The sequence below is a fragment of the Stygiolobus sp. RP850M genome, from assembly GCF_037389295.1.
Taxonomy (GTDB): domain Archaea; phylum Thermoproteota; class Thermoprotei_A; order Sulfolobales; family Sulfolobaceae; genus Stygiolobus.
Genome location: NZ_JBBHKU010000046.1, coordinates 31,455 through 45,879, shown reverse-complemented (window position 1 = coordinate 45,879; position 14,425 = coordinate 31,455). Strand labels below are relative to the sequence as shown.

Genomic DNA, 14,425 nt, shown 5'->3' with positions numbered 1-14,425 from the left:
ACTTACTCCCACAGTTGTCCTCATGGTAATAGCGTGTACTAGAGACTGTTATGACACTTGTGTTTTCTCTGGTGAAAATTATAAACCCCTTAACATTTTTCCCGTAAACGGCTTTACATGTTCAAGGGGTAGGACAGACCTAAAGAGAAACGAAATCAATAGGGTCTTACATCCTCTAATTGAAGGTAGGGAGGTGGAGTTGAAAGAGGCAGTGAGGAAAGTTGCGGACATTGTAAAGAACACTCCGAAAGATAAAATACTCCACGTAGACTACGACGGAAATCAGGGTTTGTTGACTTGGTACTTCCCGGCTAGGCTGTGGAATGCTTTAGGTACACTATCAACCGATTACTCAATATGCTCTAGAGAGGGTCATGAAGCGATAAAGCTTCATTATGGTTCTTCACTAGGTGCACTACCTGAGGACTTCGAAAAGTTCGACTCTATCGTGTTCTGGGGAAGTGAAGCGGTTTTCTCATTTATTCATGGATGGGCTTTGGTGAGGAATAAGTTTAAGGTTGCTATAGACGTTAGGTTAAGTGAAACAGCGAAAAGAAGTGACAAGAGATATGTGATAAAGCCTTCTAGTGATTCTTTCTTAGCAGTAGGTATACTGAAACATCTCATGAACTATTTGAATTCACTAAACCCTCTGTTAGACGATCCTGAAAAGTTAAGATGGTATGTTGACAACTATACGTGGGCTGAAATCGAAGAAACAACTGGATTGAGCAGAGTTGAAATCGAGGAAATAGCTGAGATTTATATAGAAAAAAGACCGCTTACCATAATCGGTTTTGCCCTCGGAAGGACATATCATGGTGGTTACGCTATAGCTCTCATTTCGTTAATCCCAGCACTTCTCGGAATACCTTACGGTTTTTACTATTCAAACAGTCAAGGCTTGGGAATCGACTTTGAGTATTTGAGGGGTCTGCACTATTCTAGACCGGGGAATATAGTGCCAATGGCTAAGGTAGGAGATTATGTGGAGGAGGGAAAGATAGAGGTTTTGTATGTTTGGAACTCCAATCCGTTACACTCACTGCCTAAGAGTCATAAGATTCTTAAAGCCGTAAAGGAAGGGAGAGTTAAGCTTATCGTACACGATCCCTTTTTGAGCGATACAGCAAAAGTAGCCGATATAGTTATCCCAGCGCCCACGTTCTTGGAAAAGCATGATGTAGTATATAGTTATTGGCATAACTTGCTGGTTTATAACGAACCGATAAGACCCGCGAAAGGTATCGACGAAATTAGGTTAATGAGGATGATAGCAAAAGAACTCAGTATTTCTCATCCCCTCATAGAGGAGGACGAGTGGAGTGCTTTGAACTACGCGCTCAGGAATACTGGTGTAACAGTGGATAGGTTGAAGAGGGAAAAGATAGTGAAAGTCGAGGTCAAAAGGGAGGTAAAGAAAGTCAAGGTCGAACCATTACCGGAGCTTGTTAGACCACCTGAAGGTTATTATTTAGTCTTCTCCTCCCACCCCAACTACACAAACAGTCAATTTAAAGAGGTTTATGGGGGTAGAGAACTTGAAGTCTATAACTGCTGTTATGAAGGTTACGGAATACTTGAGGGAAACGACGTGAAGGTCGAGGTTAAAATGTTGAAAGACGAGAGTTTACCCAAAGGTATTCTATTTACCTACAAGTCCTTTTTAGTCTCCGACAAGGCGTTGTTAAACGCTATAGTCCCCGCTGATATGAACGATTATGGAGGAACGCCGGTATTAAATGGAAAAGTGAGGCTAATAATGAAATAAATTGTAACGTGTTACTAATGCTATTTGGATTAAATGTAATACCTCATATGTAACGAAAATATTAATAAAAGACAATCTACATAGAGAGGATCGAGAAAAAATGGCAAAGGTAAAGTTCAAGTATAAGGGAGAAGAGAAAGAAGTAGATACTTCAAAGATAAAGAAGGTTTGGAGAGTAGGAAAAATGATATCCTTCACTTATGACGACAACGGAAAGACTGGTAGGGGGGCTGTAAGCGAGAAAGACGCTCCCAAAGAGCTATTAGACATGTTAGCAAAAGCCGAGAAAGGAAAGTAAAAGATTTTAAGATAAACCAAGTAATTTTACATGGCATCTTTTTGTTTTTCTTCTTCTACTTCTTAGACTCTAAAAATTTCTTAATTATTCAAAATTATTAACTTATTAACATTAGTCAAACGTATAAGTATTAAAACTAATTTATAATTATGACTACAGTAGTTGCTCTCTTCAAAATTGTGCCAGACGACACCCTGATAAGGATAACGCCTAACGGTATCGACTTAAACGTACCCCTTAAGATCAGTACGTATGATAAAAACGCAATCGAAGAAGCCGTAAGGATAAAAGAAAAGTACGGATTTAAGGCTATAGGCATTACAGCAGGGATCACTGATAGAAAGAGCATAAGGGAAGCCCTAGCTATGGGACTAGACGAAGTGATCTCACTGGAAATGAGGGAAATGGACGTACAGTCCGTTGCTGAAAATGTAGCTGAGCAGATAAAAGGCGTTAACTTCAAGTTAGTAATCGGAGGAGAAACCACGACCGATAGTAGTGGAGGTGTATTTATACCTTACTTAGCTTCACTTTTGGGATACCCTGCGATTACTTACGTGAGATCTCTTACGCTTATCGAAAATAAGGTAAGGGCTGAGAGAAACTTGACATCTTTTTCTCAAATCGTCGAAAGCGACTTACCTGCCATAATCTCGGTGGTAGGAGAGATCAATACACCCAGGATCCCTAGCGTTAAGCAAATTCTCGAATCTCAGAAAAAACCGATAAGGACAGTCCAATGTAACTCGTCTTCTAAGATCAAAATAGTCTCCCTGACCCCTTACGTGATTCAGAGGAAGAAGGTAATCATAGAGGGAAAGATGGAAGAAGCCGTGGAGAAACTCATAAAATACTTAAAGGAGGAAAACGCGTTATGACCACAGTAGTCTATTCGGAGGACTTAGACTTTATAAAGACAGCATTAAGTATGGTAGGAGAAAAAGTAATAGTCGTCTCTAAGAGCGAGGTAAAACTCGGTGAGGAGAACCACGTTATCGGACAAGAAGCTAAGGAGGAGAAGATCGCGGAGTACATAGTAGGTTTAAGACCGGAATTGACAATAACGGGGAGCACTAAAAGAGATAAGACTGTTGCCGGACTTGTTGCTGGTGCTCTAAGAGTACCCATAATTCCCGAGGTGATCGAGCTTTTTGATAATAAGGCTAAGAGGATAGTTTATAGCGGTATGGGTATTGCAGAACTCGAGTTCACCTTACCTATTGTGATAACGGTCATTAAGAAAAACGTGGAAGTGAAAGTAAACCAAAATTGTAAAGTCTTTAAGGCCGACCTACCAGGCACCGAAAAGGTCAGAATTTTGGAGGAAAAACGTAAGGAGGGTGGTAATGTTGATTTGTCAAGTGCTCAGATCATTGTAAGCGTGGGAAGAGGTATAGGCTCTAAGGAAAACATTAAATATGCTGAGGAGTTAGCGGATGCATTAGGAGGGACGTTAGGCGGAAGCAGACCTGTTACAGCTGAGTTAGGGTGGCTCCCCGAAGACAGACAAATAGGCTTGTCTGGACAGAAAGTAAAGCCTAAACTTTACATCGCCTTAGGAATCTCGGGACAGCCTCAACACTTAGCTGGTATAAAGGACGCAAAGGTTATTGTTGCTGTAAATAAAGATAAAAACGCTCCGATCGTAAATAATGCGGACTACATAATCGTCGGGGACGCGGTAGAATTTTGTAAGATACTCACTGAAAAGGTGAGGAACAAATGAGCTTTGACGCCGACTTGATAATTGTGGGCGGAGGGCTCTCGGGTTTATCTGCCGGTATAACTGCTGTAAGGGAGGGACTCAACGTAATCCTTCTTGAGAGAGGGGAATACAGCGGGGCTAAGAACGTGTCTGGAGGAAGAATGTATATCCACTCATTACTTAAGCTTATACCAGACGCTTTGGAGAGGGCTCCCCTGGAAAGACCAATAACTAAGGAAACTTACTACATATTCTGCGAGAATAACCGAAAGATAACGTTTAGTTTTGAGGAAAGAGGTAAAAGGAATAGTTACAGCGTTCTTAGGGCTAAGTTCGATAGATGGTTGGCGAGTGAGGCTGAAAATCTAGGTTTATTAATTTCCTACTCTACCAACGTTTACAACGCCTATAGGGAAGGGGGAGGAATCACATTGGAGACTGACAAAGGTTCATTAAGAGCACCTCTAGTGATCGACGCATCCGGAGTTACGTCAGTAGTGTTCAGGAGCTTGGGTTTAAGGAGGTTTACAGCAGACAAGTGGATGCTAGGAGTTAAGGAGATCGTAAAAGCTGATTTGCAGGAAGGACAAGAGGGAGAGGCAATAACTGTCGTCAATGCAATAAAAGGAGTTAAAGGAGGAGGATTCGTATACACCAATAAGGACACATTATCAATAGGGTTCACAGCGACTTTCGATTCGCTACCGAAAGGCGAAGTTCAGGCTAAAGACCTAATAGAGGCTTTTAGAGAAAGAATGGGAATTAAGGGAGAGGTATTAGAGTATTCAGCTCATGCGATCCCTTATTACGGCTATAATAATCTCCCTCCTTTATATACAAAGAATGTAATCGCCGTAGGTGATGCTGGAGGTTTCCTAATCAATGACGGCTTTACTATCAGGGGTATGGATCTAGCTATAGGCTCTGGTATTATTGCAGGTATTGCCTCTAAGAAGATCGTCGAGAGTAAGACCTACGAGGACACAGAGATTTACTACAAAATGTTAGAGGAGAGTTTCATCTTAAAGCATCTGAGATTAGCTTATAATAGGTTTAGCGTGATAAACTCGTCGTTGTCTATCTATCCTGAAATACTATGTAATGTTCTATCTGACATGTTTACTGTCAGTGAGGAGAGAAGGATGTTGATCACAGACGCTCTAATTAGGCTGAAAGAGAAGGGTGTTTCTCTAGGTAAAGTTGTAGACGACTTGAGGAAGGTGATGTTATGATTCCCTTATTGAAGCGTTTAGGGCTTAACACTTATGATGTAGACAAAACCCCGCATATAGAGGTCGACCAAGAGAAATGTCTCCATTGCAAAGATAAACCTTGTACCTTATCTTGTCCAGCTGGTACATATGAACCGTCACCAGAAGGTGGAATCATAGTACATTACGAGAGATGTTTAGAGTGTGGTGGCGCGTTAGTTATCTGTCCTTATGGTGCTATTAAGTTCAGGTTTCCAAATGGTGGTATAAAGTATAAGTACGGCTGATTTCTAATTAATTGGCTAAACTTTTATCATTTAGTTCTAAATTTGATTATACTACATCCATGTTAATATGAATAACTGAATTCATCAAAAAAATAACTATATATTAAGCTGTGAAAATGCTTAATATAAATAAGGTATGGAAATAATATTTGTTAAAAATACATTCTTAAAATTCAAGAGTTTGTAAGTTCCTCTAGCCATTTCTGCCATTTGACTCCATTTTCATCAATTCCGCTTTCAACCTCGTACCCCATTCCCATCCATCCTGCCATTCCACCTATGACGTAGTATACCTTTCTACCTTTCCATAAGTCTGGCATTCCGTACGTGGCATATCTCGCTCTGTTACCGTGTTCACAAAATACCGCAATCTCTTTGTGGGGGATCTTATGTAACAAAACATCAAGGTAATCCATTGGGACGAGCAAAGCACCAGGGATGTGATGGTCTTCATACTCCATAGGAGTCCTTATATCGAGAATTAGCACTTTGTTTTTCTTCCACATTTTTCTCGCTACGGAAGGGAATACATCAACAATGTGTGGATAATACGGTGATGAATACTCCTCATTGACTCTCATCTTAACTCCACTTTAACTATGTTAAAGTAGCTTAAATTTTTTTATTCTAAATGAATTTTACACAAATTTTCCGTTTTTAATCATTCTTTTTGTTAATTCAAGTGTTAGTTTCTTTTCAAATTACTAAAAATAAGAAGAATTTTAATAAAAACATATATATCCGAAAAATATTTAACAATATAGTGAGGGATATGTCCTCCTACAAAATCCAAAAAAGTCTTGACTTAACTGGAACTTCATGTGCCGGTCCAATAGGGGAACTTTCTGGAGTTATGGATGAAATCGGAGTGGGAGAGGCAGTAGAAGTCATTCTAGGAGATGAAGCAACAAAGAAAGATGTGGTTGCATGGGTGACTAAGAAGGGATACAAGGTAGTAAGTGAAACGAAAGAGGGAAATAAGTTCAAACTAATTATTCAGAAGTGAGGGTCATGAAGAGGATAATTATAGCCGGTGGAGGAATAGCTGGGACAATAGTAGCCAATAGACTGGTTAAAGCATTATCACCGGAAATAAGCAAAGGAGAGGTAGAATTAGTAGTCATAGATAAATCCGATAGGCATGTGTATCAGCCTGGCCAAGTCTTCGTAGGTATGGGTCTGGTAGAACCTACAGAGATAATAAAGAACGAAAGGGATTTACTTGATGATAGGGTTAAGTTCCTTCACGGCGAGAAGGGAGAAATAACCAAGATAGACCCTGCTAATAACACGGTAGTGACAGCTGACGGAGTGAAACACACTTACGACTACTTAGTTATAGCGACTGGCTCTCATTTAAATTGGGACGAAATACCGGGCTTAAGAGAGGCTGAATACACTCCGTGGAGTTATGGTGACGCTTTGAAAATGAGGGAAGCCGTCCAGCAATTCCAAGGTGGTACAGTGGTTATTAATGTGGCTAGACTACCACACAAATGTCCCGTAGGACCTCTGGAAATGACTTTAATGTTTGAGGACTGGACGAGGCGGATAGGAATAAGGGACAAGACTAGAATAATCTATACTTACCCAATCCAAGGAGTCTTCGGCATAAAGTCCACAAACGACCTAATGATAAAGATATTCAAAGAGAGAGGAATTGAAATAATATCTCCATTCACGGTAACCAGAGTCGATCCTAAGGAGAAGATAATAGAGTCACAAGAGGGAGAGAAACTTAAGTTCGACTTACTGTTAGGAGTACCACCACACGTAGGTGCTAAAGTAATAGGTGACTCCGGTATCGGTGACAAGAGGAATTGGGTACCGACCGACAAGTTCACTCTGCAAATGAAGGGGTATTCAAATGTCTACGTTATCGGTGATACTACAGATATTCCCATATCAAAGGCTGGTTCTACTGCGGACTTCGAATCCTATGTGGTAACAGCAAACATTGTAAATGACATAAGAGGAATTAAACAGAAGAAGATGTATGATGGTTCAGTATTCTGTTACATTGCTACCGGACTAGATCAAGCGACATACATAAGGTTTAACTATAATAACCCACCGATTCCACCACCACCTTCATATGTCCACTGGTGGGGTAAGATATTATACAATAAGCTATACTGGACAGTAACAGCGAAGGCGATAGTGTGAGCATAATGGCAAAGGTGGGAATAGTTCTTGGAAGTAATGAACTTTCTAAAGTACTTTTTGCCGGGATGTGGAGTGTCATATCAACTAGTATGGGAGATGAAGTAGTGATATTTGCAACAATGGATGCCGTAAAAGCGTTTGTAAAGGAAAACCCAGAAATAAAAATTAGCGATGAAACGTCAAAGAAAGCATCAAATGAAGATTTGATGGGGTTTTACAGAAAGGCTAAGAAGAGCGGTAAATTGAAAGTTTACGCATGCTCTTACGCCAGTAAATTGTTCGGGATAGAGAAAGAGCAGTATAACGACGTCGTTGATGACATTGTAGGGATTACGAGCTTTCAAATGGAAGTTGAAGATGGCCAGATAATATCTGTATGGTGAGGAGAGGGAACCATGCAGGAGATTAACTTAGAAAAAGTAATGAGTAAGATAGATGAGAAGAAAGTGGACGAGATTGCAGAACTAATAGACCACCTACCAGCTCTTAATGAGACTCTAAAGGTAGTGACTCAGCTTAAGGAGAGCGGTGCACTGGACACTCTTGTTAACTTATCTTACTCAGCTAAGATGTTAAGGGATATGCTTAACGATGATGCCTTATCTAACGTAGGTACTATGCTGTCTGGAATTCTCGAACTATCGGAGAGCGTCGCCGATAACTACGATAAGGTTAAAGAACTTATGGAAAACTTAGACTCTCTAGCGTATGTTTCTAAGAAACTCCGTGAGCTGAAGGAGAGTGGTACTTTAGATGTAGCACTTAACGGTCTTTACTCGTTGAAGACATTTAAAGACATGGTAAACGACGACGCGTTGGTGAATTTAGGAAACACACTCTCAGCGTTACTTGAGTTCTCAAATGTATTTGCGGAGAATTATAAGGGGATTGCAAATACCCTGAAAAACTGGGATGTTGTAGATAAACTGATGGTTAAATTAAAGGAGTTAGATCAATCTGGAGCTCTTGACGTCGGGCTAAACAGCTTATATGCACTGAAAACGTTAAAGGATATGTTGAACGACGAGGCTTTAGGTAATATAGCATCAACATTATCCTTGACACTAGATTTCTTACCAAAAGGTTTAGAGTTCTTAGAGCACGCTATGGATCCAGTGTTTTATAACATGGTCTCTTCCTTAACTTCAGACGAGGCTAAAAAGATGCTCTCTAATCCACCAAAGATAACACTAGGTGGGTTAATTGCTGCGATGAGGGACGAAGACGTTCAGAGAGGGTTAGGTATATTTATTACCATGCTAAAGATATTTGGACGGAATTATAGAGTGTGAGAATTATCTTAAAAACATTATATTATTATAGTAGGATTATTTCTTTTTCTTAGAAGAATTTAAAAGACACGAAAATAATCTTTTTTTCAGTGGTTAGCAAGATGGACATTTTTGTTAAGTTTAGAGAGAATTTAGAGATTTATAAAAGCATGGGTTTAAATCCCTTATCACTGGCGACTGGTTGTGCTGTTAAAGTAGACCTTATAGAGACAGTTTATCCCGCACTTGAAAAACTCAGGAAGGATCTGGAAAAGAGAAACATTTACATACTACCTAGAGAGGACGCAGACATCTTCATTTCGACTGAAAAGATCATACATAGGAGGCTGATAAACGGAGGGGAATTTGATGCAGATAGGGCTATTAGCTTAATTCAAGTTAACCAAGAGACTGCTGGAGACCCAAAAGCTTTTGCTAATTTCCTCTATAACGCATATACCTCGATTAAGACGAACCGAAAATTAACAATCGGTAAAGGGCACTCAATAGTAACTACAAAGAAGGACGGTGAGGTAGCGGTATTAGACTTGTTTAGACTCGAGGGCAAGTTAGAAAAATCCTATACGGTAGCTAATAATGATACGATACAGATAGTGGACCCTTTAGATAATCCTGGCTCTCAGACTCAAGTAGACGTAGCGATATCAAACTCGTTGAATGATCTCTTCGCTAAAGGTGTCTTCCAAGACCTCACGGTCATACCGGTTGCAGACGCACCTAATGAAGAACTTAAAGATAAACTGTTAAAGAACTATGAGAACTTCACGCGGAAGTACAACATGGAACTTAAGAACGATGTACAACCCTCCACCAAAACTCTAATGATGGGTGCTACGGTAATAGGAAAAAGTGATCATGAGTTACCTACTTTCTACGACCAAGTAGACGAAAATATGGTCATCGTGACTACTCGGTATTTTGGTGAGCTAACCCCGATAAACGTACACTTGTGGGTTCTGGCAGTCCCTGAACTAGTGGAACTCATGGAAAGCAGGGGGATATCATTCTCGAAACTTGAGGAGGTGAAGATTCAAGCTTTACGAGTAATGTCAAGACCTAATGTCCACGTGGCGAAAATAATTTATAACCACCTACCGGAGTTCGGAAAAGCCTTTTATAAGGAGGACCACATCGCGATGACCACGGACGTTACCGGTCCCGGTATATTTGTTATAAAGGAGTTTGCGGAAAAGGCAAAGGTTAACGTTGAATTGGACTCGATCCCCGTAATAAACCGTGACATATGTGAGTTTGCTACAGAGAACTTCATTATACCCAATTCAACTATAGGGACTAATGGAGCGACAGTAATGTTTGTAAATAAGAAGGTAGCTGATCAACTACTAGACGAATTAGAAAAGGTAGGCGAAAGTCCTCAGGTAATAGGTAGGGTCGTAGGTAAAGGAAATGGTACTGTGACTGTTCCACCGTACATTACAAAGCTAATCAGGAGAGACAGTGTGTTAAAGCAATTTAAGATAAGGGAATGACCCTTTTAAACTTTTTACGTAAACCTCTAATTCATGGCCAAGAGGACTTGCCCTAATTGCGGTAACGTAGTGGAAATAAAAGTAGTGAGAGACGGAAACGTGATAACTAAAGTTTGCCCTAATTGTGGTTACGTTTTTATTAAATACCAGGTGAAAACAACTAGCACGGGTTAAAAATGAAGGTCAAAATACCTCAGGAATGGTACGAAATACTGCTCAAGGCCTCGGAACAAAAAAGGATGAAGTTTTCTCAGTTCGTGGATTACATGTTCAGGACTGAAGAATGTCTTAACTTACCTGAAGTCCTTACTTCTGGTAGGACAAGATCTCTGACGTTGTCTGTTAATATGGACGAGAAAGAATTAGTAAGAAAAATTCATAAGTTCTTATTCTGTAGTTAGTTCCGACTGTCTTAACGTTTCCGGGCCCATCAGGAGACCTATTATCGAAATTACGCTTCCTATACCGAACACTATAAGTGCAGATATATATGGTGATAAAGTTCTACTCAAAAGAGATATGTAAATTGAGGAGAACCCGGCTACGAGGAACGCACCGTTATAGGAGAATCCGACCCCGGTAGCTCTACTTATAGTTCTGAACCTCTCTGAGAGATACGCTGGAGTAATAGCTGAGGGAAGGTTGACTCCGAACCCGAAGAGCAATATCGCATATAGTAGCGGAAAACCATGATTTACTCCTAAGTACAGTATAGACGCTACGGCTGAAGAAACGATAGTCCCCAATATACCCATGGACTTTCTCCCTACTTTATCTGCAGCGAACCCAGAAAGTATCATTGATGGAATCCCAATCAGGTTCATGTATAGTGCTAGAGGACCGTAAACTGAAGGAGGCAGTTTCATTATAGTACCCAGCAATATCGGAACGAATTGGGGACCTGCATATATCATGATCCAAAATCCTATCATAACAGGTATTGTCTGAATTAACGGCTTTAACCCGTATATAACGTCTGTAGTTTTTGGCTTTTCTACTTTCATGTAAATCTCGGACTCTGATATTTTAGATCTTATTATCACAGCTAGAGCAGCTGGGATTATGGCAGTCAAGAAAATTATCCTCCATCCATAAGATATGAAGAAGGGCTTAGGCGCGAGTAAAGTAAAAAGTAAATCGACTAACACAAAACCTACTAAAGTACCAGATTGCATTATTCCCGAGAATAGTCCTCTCCTTATACTGACGCTCTCCATTGCTAATGTAAAACTACTCGATACATCACCACCTATGAATATCCCTTGAAAGATTCTTAATAGAGAAAGTAGAACTGGGGCTAGAATTCCTATTTGATAATATGTAGGGAGAATCCCAGTTATACCGACTGTAGCTGAATACCCCAACACCGTAAAGATGAGCATTACCTTCCTCCCCTTAAGGTCTGAAAAGAGACCGAACAAGAACCCACCTAAAGGTCTTGATACTACGGTGAAGACTATCGGTAAAACAGCTCCCAAAAGCCCCAGTGTCGGATAAAATAATTTTTCTAAAATAGAGGCCGTTATTACTACAGCACCGAGGTCATATGAGTCCATTACCCATGAAAAATAGGCTCCCAAATAGTTTGCTTTATCTGTCATGATAGTTAGTAACTCTGTTAATTTAATAAATTTTTATAAAAGTATATATTACGTTAAATACTTAAATGAGTCTAACGTTAGATGTGGGAAACCTTTTAAACGATAGGAAGGGAAAATAGGTAGTGGGTCTGCTACTATACTCTGGAATAGCATCGGTAATGGTAGTGGTTATAGTAGCGATTTTATATATCTCAGAGAGGGTGAAAAATTACGCTGGGCTATATCTTGTATATTTCCTTCTCGGCATGATGGCAATAATGTTTCTTAGTGCCATCTACTATTTATATTATCCCTCGTCTTTGTCACTTGCCTTAGCCTTTATCACCAATAGTATTTATATGGTATCGTTACTAGTCCCGTTCTTTTTAGTAGCTAAGAAGCTTGCTTCAAAGGAATACACAGGTGGGCATGAGATATACATATCCGTTTTAGCAGTAATCAATGAATTCCTGATGGGTTATACTTTTAATTTAGCCTACTTAGGAAGGTCGTACTTCGAAAATACCTTGGACGTGTTTAACTATTCTGTTAACTCTTATTGGTTCTTCTATCCTATGATGGCTGAAATGTTATCCCTTTATATAATAAATTATATACGAAACGGGGACGTTAGAAAAGATCTCTTCCCCCTAATAGGAATCGCCACATTCCCTCCCATCCTGCTTGCTGTTCCGTACTGGCTATACTCTACGATTGTAATAACCTTAGGTCTGTGCTTAATAGGACTTTTCAACTCTAAAGAGATGGGTCTAAGGATAGTTTACCTTATTCTCGTAGTAGGAACACTCCTTACGTTCTTCACTCCTTATTTGTATGAACTTGCAATACTTTCTGGAATGGTCTTGTATTATCAAAAGGTTTTAAATAAAAAAACTCAAAATGCCTTTAACGCATAAGCATTTTGGTACATTAAGTAAATTGCTACGATAATTATTATCACAGCGAAGACTTTTCTTAACATCCCCCTTGGTAGGCTACTGGCTACTTTCGCACCTACGAATCCTCCTGCTATACCTCCAGCCAAATATAGTATGCTGATCACAAGGTCTATTTCACCAGCTAATGCATAAGTTAAAGCTCCAGTAACACCGAAAGTTCCTACAGATATCAGTGAAGTTCCTACAGCTTTAATCATGCATAAGCCAGTACTGAAGAGTAATCCGGGGACTATTAAGAATCCTCCGCCTATTCCGAAGAAACCTGAAGCAAAACCTACCGCAAATCCGACCGGAATAATTCTAGCAAAGTTAACTCTTCTTAAAGATTCAATTAAGCCTTGCGAATTAGCGTTAGGTTCTATTACTTTAGCACTCTTAGATCTATCCTTTCCTTTGTAAACCATTATTGCTATTACAATCATTAAAATTCCGAATAAGAAAAGCAAGAGCCCTCCGTGAACTAACAGCCCAACTTTAGCACCGGTGTAAGTTCCTAATATTCCCGGTATTGTAAACGCTATTCCCTCTACAATCCTTACGTTTCCCTTTCTCCAGTGGATAAAAGCGTTTATATACGCGTTTAATCCTACAGCGAGTGCTGTAGTCCCAATCACTACGTGGTCTATATAGTTAGAGTTAACCCCGGGTAAATACGCTAGACCTACAAAGTAGAGGAGTAGGGGTATTGCTAGTATAGAACCTCCTCCTCCTATTAGCCCTAAACTGAAGCCCACTAGAAATCCTGAGATTACCGAGAGCACGTATTGGAATAAGGTGAGCTCAAGCATAAGTGAGTTATTATTTTTTTTAGTTAAAAAAGTTTAGTTTAAACAAAAACAACTATTCAATCGAACTTGATTATAAAGATTGACAAAGGAGACGTGAAACAGACATAAAGTAGTCTAAATTCAAGGTAGAGGTTGAAATATAACATTTTTAACTTTTCATAAGGAGGTTTTAACTAGAGTAGTTGTTGAATTTTTTAATAAGTTAAATTACTTTACTCTAATTATTTATTTTAGTTTCGAAATGCTTAAACAACTGTCCGCATTTTAATACTCTTAATCCAAATAATTAGATTAAGTCTTATATACTTTATTAAGATTATTTATTTTATGAAATCAAATATCTCAAAATACTACACGATAAGGAAAAGTGACTGGTGCAGTACTGGGTATGGACTATACGAGTGCGAGGGAGATAAATGCAGGCTTATAGCTTGTACTATACCATCCTCGTTATCGACTGCGATAGACTTAAGCTTTTATACAAAAATTGCTAAAAGTTAATTCCCTTTTTAAAGTTCTGATATTTTTTCAATTTATATTTAATTAAGGTAATTTTTATAATTTATATTGTAATTTAAATTTTGTTAAGCTGATTAACACTGTTAATTAAATAGTGATCAAAGACTCTCTGAAAAACGTTTATAATCCCCTTATCATATTCATGACTATGCAGACTATAATAGTAGTAGATATGAGTCAAAAAGACTTAGAGGAAGTTAGAAATAAGTCTAAAGAGTTGCTTAAAAAATTGAAGAGAAATGAAACTCTTATTCTAATGAGTGATGTAGATATATCCTACTTGTTCAGGGGGTATGAAGTTGAGAAGGCTAAAGAAGATGGAATTTGGATAATCAGTGTAAAGAGAAACTGACCGTTCG

General features: G+C 39.2%; 19 protein-coding genes. 16 read left to right on the top strand and 3 right to left on the bottom strand.

The features are described 5' to 3' along the window. Positions 1-22 precede the first annotated feature (22 nt). The 6 genes from WIW52_RS05270 (at position 23) to WIW52_RS05245 (ending at position 5,272) form a co-directional block, all read left to right on the top strand. On the top strand, positions 23-1,771 hold the full coding sequence (locus WIW52_RS05270; protein WP_337709080.1) for a molybdopterin-dependent oxidoreductase: 1,749 nt from the start codon (positions 23-25) through the stop codon (positions 1,769-1,771). Positions 1,772-1,871: 100 nt separating this feature from the next. Continuing rightward, positions 1,872-2,069 carry a Sul7d family chromatin protein gene (gene sul7d, locus WIW52_RS05265; RefSeq protein ID WP_156007647.1) on the top strand — a complete coding sequence of 66 codons (198 nt, stop codon included), beginning with the start codon at positions 1,872-1,874 and terminating at the stop codon, positions 2,067-2,069. Positions 2,070-2,218: 149 nt separating this feature from the next. Further along, positions 2,219-2,947, top strand: a complete 729-nt coding sequence (locus WIW52_RS05260) for an electron transfer flavoprotein subunit beta/FixA family protein (protein ID WP_337709078.1) — start codon at positions 2,219-2,221, stop codon at positions 2,945-2,947. Beyond that, entirely contained in the window at positions 2,944-3,795 is an 852-nt protein-coding gene (locus tag WIW52_RS05255; RefSeq protein ID WP_337709076.1) for an electron transfer flavoprotein subunit alpha/FixB family protein, read from the top strand. The genes WIW52_RS05260 and WIW52_RS05255 overlap by 4 nt, the downstream gene beginning before the upstream one ends. After that, positions 3,792-5,006, top strand: coding sequence for an FAD-dependent oxidoreductase (locus WIW52_RS05250; RefSeq protein ID WP_337709074.1), 1,215 nt, complete (start codon positions 3,792-3,794; stop codon positions 5,004-5,006). Before WIW52_RS05255 ends, WIW52_RS05250 begins: the two co-directional genes overlap by 4 nt. Then, on the top strand, positions 5,003-5,272 hold the full coding sequence (locus WIW52_RS05245; protein ID WP_337699950.1) for a ferredoxin family protein: 270 nt from the start codon (positions 5,003-5,005) through the stop codon (positions 5,270-5,272). The genes WIW52_RS05250 and WIW52_RS05245 overlap by 4 nt, the downstream gene beginning before the upstream one ends. A 173-nt stretch (positions 5,273-5,445) precedes the next feature. Here WIW52_RS05245 and WIW52_RS05240 read toward each other — a convergent pair whose 3' ends face one another. After that, entirely contained in the window at positions 5,446-5,853 is a 408-nt protein-coding gene (locus WIW52_RS05240) for a rhodanese-like domain-containing protein (protein ID WP_337709072.1), read from the bottom strand. A 191-nt stretch (positions 5,854-6,044) separates the two neighbouring features. Between WIW52_RS05240 and WIW52_RS05235 the strand changes: the two genes are divergently transcribed. The 7 genes from WIW52_RS05235 (at position 6,045) to WIW52_RS05205 (ending at position 10,621) form a co-directional block, all read left to right on the top strand. Further along, positions 6,045-6,278, top strand: coding sequence for a sulfurtransferase TusA family protein (locus tag WIW52_RS05235; protein ID WP_156004804.1), 234 nt, complete (start codon positions 6,045-6,047; stop codon positions 6,276-6,278). Positions 6,279-6,283: 5 nt separating this feature from the next. Beyond that, positions 6,284-7,438, top strand: a complete 1,155-nt coding sequence (locus WIW52_RS05230) for an NAD(P)/FAD-dependent oxidoreductase (protein ID WP_337709071.1) — start codon at positions 6,284-6,286, stop codon at positions 7,436-7,438. Positions 7,439-7,443: 5 nt separating this feature from the next. Beyond that, the gene (locus WIW52_RS05225; protein WP_337700071.1) at positions 7,444-7,821 is read left to right on the top strand and encodes a DsrE family protein; all 378 of its coding nucleotides are present in this window, start codon (positions 7,444-7,446) and stop codon (positions 7,819-7,821) included. 12 nt (positions 7,822-7,833) lie between these two features. Beyond that, positions 7,834-8,730: a DUF1641 domain-containing protein gene (locus tag WIW52_RS05220; protein ID WP_337709070.1), complete on the top strand. Its 897-nt coding sequence runs from the start codon at positions 7,834-7,836 to the stop codon at positions 8,728-8,730. 101 nt (positions 8,731-8,831) lie between these two features. Next, entirely contained in the window at positions 8,832-10,220 is a 1,389-nt protein-coding gene (locus tag WIW52_RS05215) for a SelD-related putative sulfur metabolism protein (RefSeq protein ID WP_337709069.1), read from the top strand. Between the two features lie 33 nt (positions 10,221-10,253). Next, positions 10,254-10,394 (top strand): zinc ribbon domain-containing protein, encoded by a 141-nt coding sequence (locus WIW52_RS05210; RefSeq protein WP_337709068.1) that lies wholly within the window; start codon positions 10,254-10,256, stop codon positions 10,392-10,394. 2 nt (positions 10,395-10,396) lie between these two features. After that, the gene (locus tag WIW52_RS05205) at positions 10,397-10,621 is read left to right on the top strand and encodes a hypothetical protein (protein ID WP_337709066.1); all 225 of its coding nucleotides are present in this window, start codon (positions 10,397-10,399) and stop codon (positions 10,619-10,621) included. Here the strand turns inward: WIW52_RS05205 and WIW52_RS05200 are convergent. Beyond that, on the bottom strand, positions 10,607-11,821 hold the full coding sequence (locus WIW52_RS05200; RefSeq protein ID WP_337709064.1) for an MFS transporter: 1,215 nt from the start codon (positions 11,819-11,821) through the stop codon (positions 10,607-10,609). The two genes, WIW52_RS05205 and WIW52_RS05200, sit on opposite strands and share 15 nt — an antisense overlap. Positions 11,822-11,943: 122 nt before the next feature. Between WIW52_RS05200 and WIW52_RS05195 the strand changes: the two genes are divergently transcribed. Beyond that, on the top strand, positions 11,944-12,717 hold the full coding sequence (locus WIW52_RS05195; protein ID WP_337709062.1) for a hypothetical protein: 774 nt from the start codon (positions 11,944-11,946) through the stop codon (positions 12,715-12,717). Here the strand turns inward: WIW52_RS05195 and WIW52_RS05190 are convergent. After that, the gene (locus tag WIW52_RS05190) at positions 12,696-13,547 is read right to left on the bottom strand and encodes a sulfite exporter TauE/SafE family protein (RefSeq protein ID WP_337709060.1); all 852 of its coding nucleotides are present in this window, start codon (positions 13,545-13,547) and stop codon (positions 12,696-12,698) included. The genes WIW52_RS05195 and WIW52_RS05190 overlap by 22 nt on opposite strands. Before the next feature lie 327 nt (positions 13,548-13,874). Here WIW52_RS05190 and WIW52_RS05185 point away from each other — a divergent pair, with 327 nt between their 5' ends. Beyond that, positions 13,875-14,048, top strand: a complete 174-nt coding sequence (locus WIW52_RS05185) for a hypothetical protein (protein WP_337699970.1) — start codon at positions 13,875-13,877, stop codon at positions 14,046-14,048. A 166-nt stretch (positions 14,049-14,214) separates the two neighbouring features. Continuing rightward, positions 14,215-14,418, top strand: coding sequence for a hypothetical protein (locus WIW52_RS05180; protein WP_337709058.1), 204 nt, complete (start codon positions 14,215-14,217; stop codon positions 14,416-14,418). Positions 14,419-14,425 lie beyond the last annotated feature (7 nt).

What these genes read in the sequence shown, in the direction of transcription:
- WIW52_RS05270 (WP_337709080.1), top strand. Translation starts at nt 23, where the DNA reads ATGGTAATAGCGTGTACTAGAGACTGTTATGACACTTGTGTTTTCTCT.
- sul7d (WP_156007647.1), top strand. Translation starts at nt 1,872, where the DNA reads ATGGCAAAGGTAAAGTTCAAGTATAAGGGAGAAGAGAAAGAAGTAGAT.
- WIW52_RS05260 (WP_337709078.1), top strand. Translation starts at nt 2,219, where the DNA reads ATGACTACAGTAGTTGCTCTCTTCAAAATTGTGCCAGACGACACCCTG.
- WIW52_RS05255 (WP_337709076.1), top strand. Translation starts at nt 2,944, where the DNA reads ATGACCACAGTAGTCTATTCGGAGGACTTAGACTTTATAAAGACAGCA.
- WIW52_RS05250 (WP_337709074.1), top strand. Translation starts at nt 3,792, where the DNA reads ATGAGCTTTGACGCCGACTTGATAATTGTGGGCGGAGGGCTCTCGGGT.
- WIW52_RS05245 (WP_337699950.1), top strand. Translation starts at nt 5,003, where the DNA reads ATGATTCCCTTATTGAAGCGTTTAGGGCTTAACACTTATGATGTAGAC.
- WIW52_RS05240 (WP_337709072.1), bottom strand. Translation starts at nt 5,853, where the DNA reads ATGAGAGTCAATGAGGAGTATTCATCACCGTATTATCCACACATTGTT.
- WIW52_RS05235 (WP_156004804.1), top strand. Translation starts at nt 6,045, where the DNA reads ATGTCCTCCTACAAAATCCAAAAAAGTCTTGACTTAACTGGAACTTCA.
- WIW52_RS05230 (WP_337709071.1), top strand. Translation starts at nt 6,284, where the DNA reads ATGAAGAGGATAATTATAGCCGGTGGAGGAATAGCTGGGACAATAGTA.
- WIW52_RS05225 (WP_337700071.1), top strand. Translation starts at nt 7,444, where the DNA reads ATGGCAAAGGTGGGAATAGTTCTTGGAAGTAATGAACTTTCTAAAGTA.
- WIW52_RS05220 (WP_337709070.1), top strand. Translation starts at nt 7,834, where the DNA reads ATGCAGGAGATTAACTTAGAAAAAGTAATGAGTAAGATAGATGAGAAG.
- WIW52_RS05215 (WP_337709069.1), top strand. Translation starts at nt 8,832, where the DNA reads ATGGACATTTTTGTTAAGTTTAGAGAGAATTTAGAGATTTATAAAAGC.
- WIW52_RS05210 (WP_337709068.1), top strand. Translation starts at nt 10,254, where the DNA reads ATGGCCAAGAGGACTTGCCCTAATTGCGGTAACGTAGTGGAAATAAAA.
- WIW52_RS05205 (WP_337709066.1), top strand. Translation starts at nt 10,397, where the DNA reads ATGAAGGTCAAAATACCTCAGGAATGGTACGAAATACTGCTCAAGGCC.
- WIW52_RS05200 (WP_337709064.1), bottom strand. Translation starts at nt 11,821, where the DNA reads ATGACAGATAAAGCAAACTATTTGGGAGCCTATTTTTCATGGGTAATG.
- WIW52_RS05190 (WP_337709060.1), bottom strand. Translation starts at nt 13,547, where the DNA reads ATGCTTGAGCTCACCTTATTCCAATACGTGCTCTCGGTAATCTCAGGA.
- WIW52_RS05185 (WP_337699970.1), top strand. Translation starts at nt 13,875, where the DNA reads ATGAAATCAAATATCTCAAAATACTACACGATAAGGAAAAGTGACTGG.
- WIW52_RS05180 (WP_337709058.1), top strand. Translation starts at nt 14,215, where the DNA reads ATGCAGACTATAATAGTAGTAGATATGAGTCAAAAAGACTTAGAGGAA.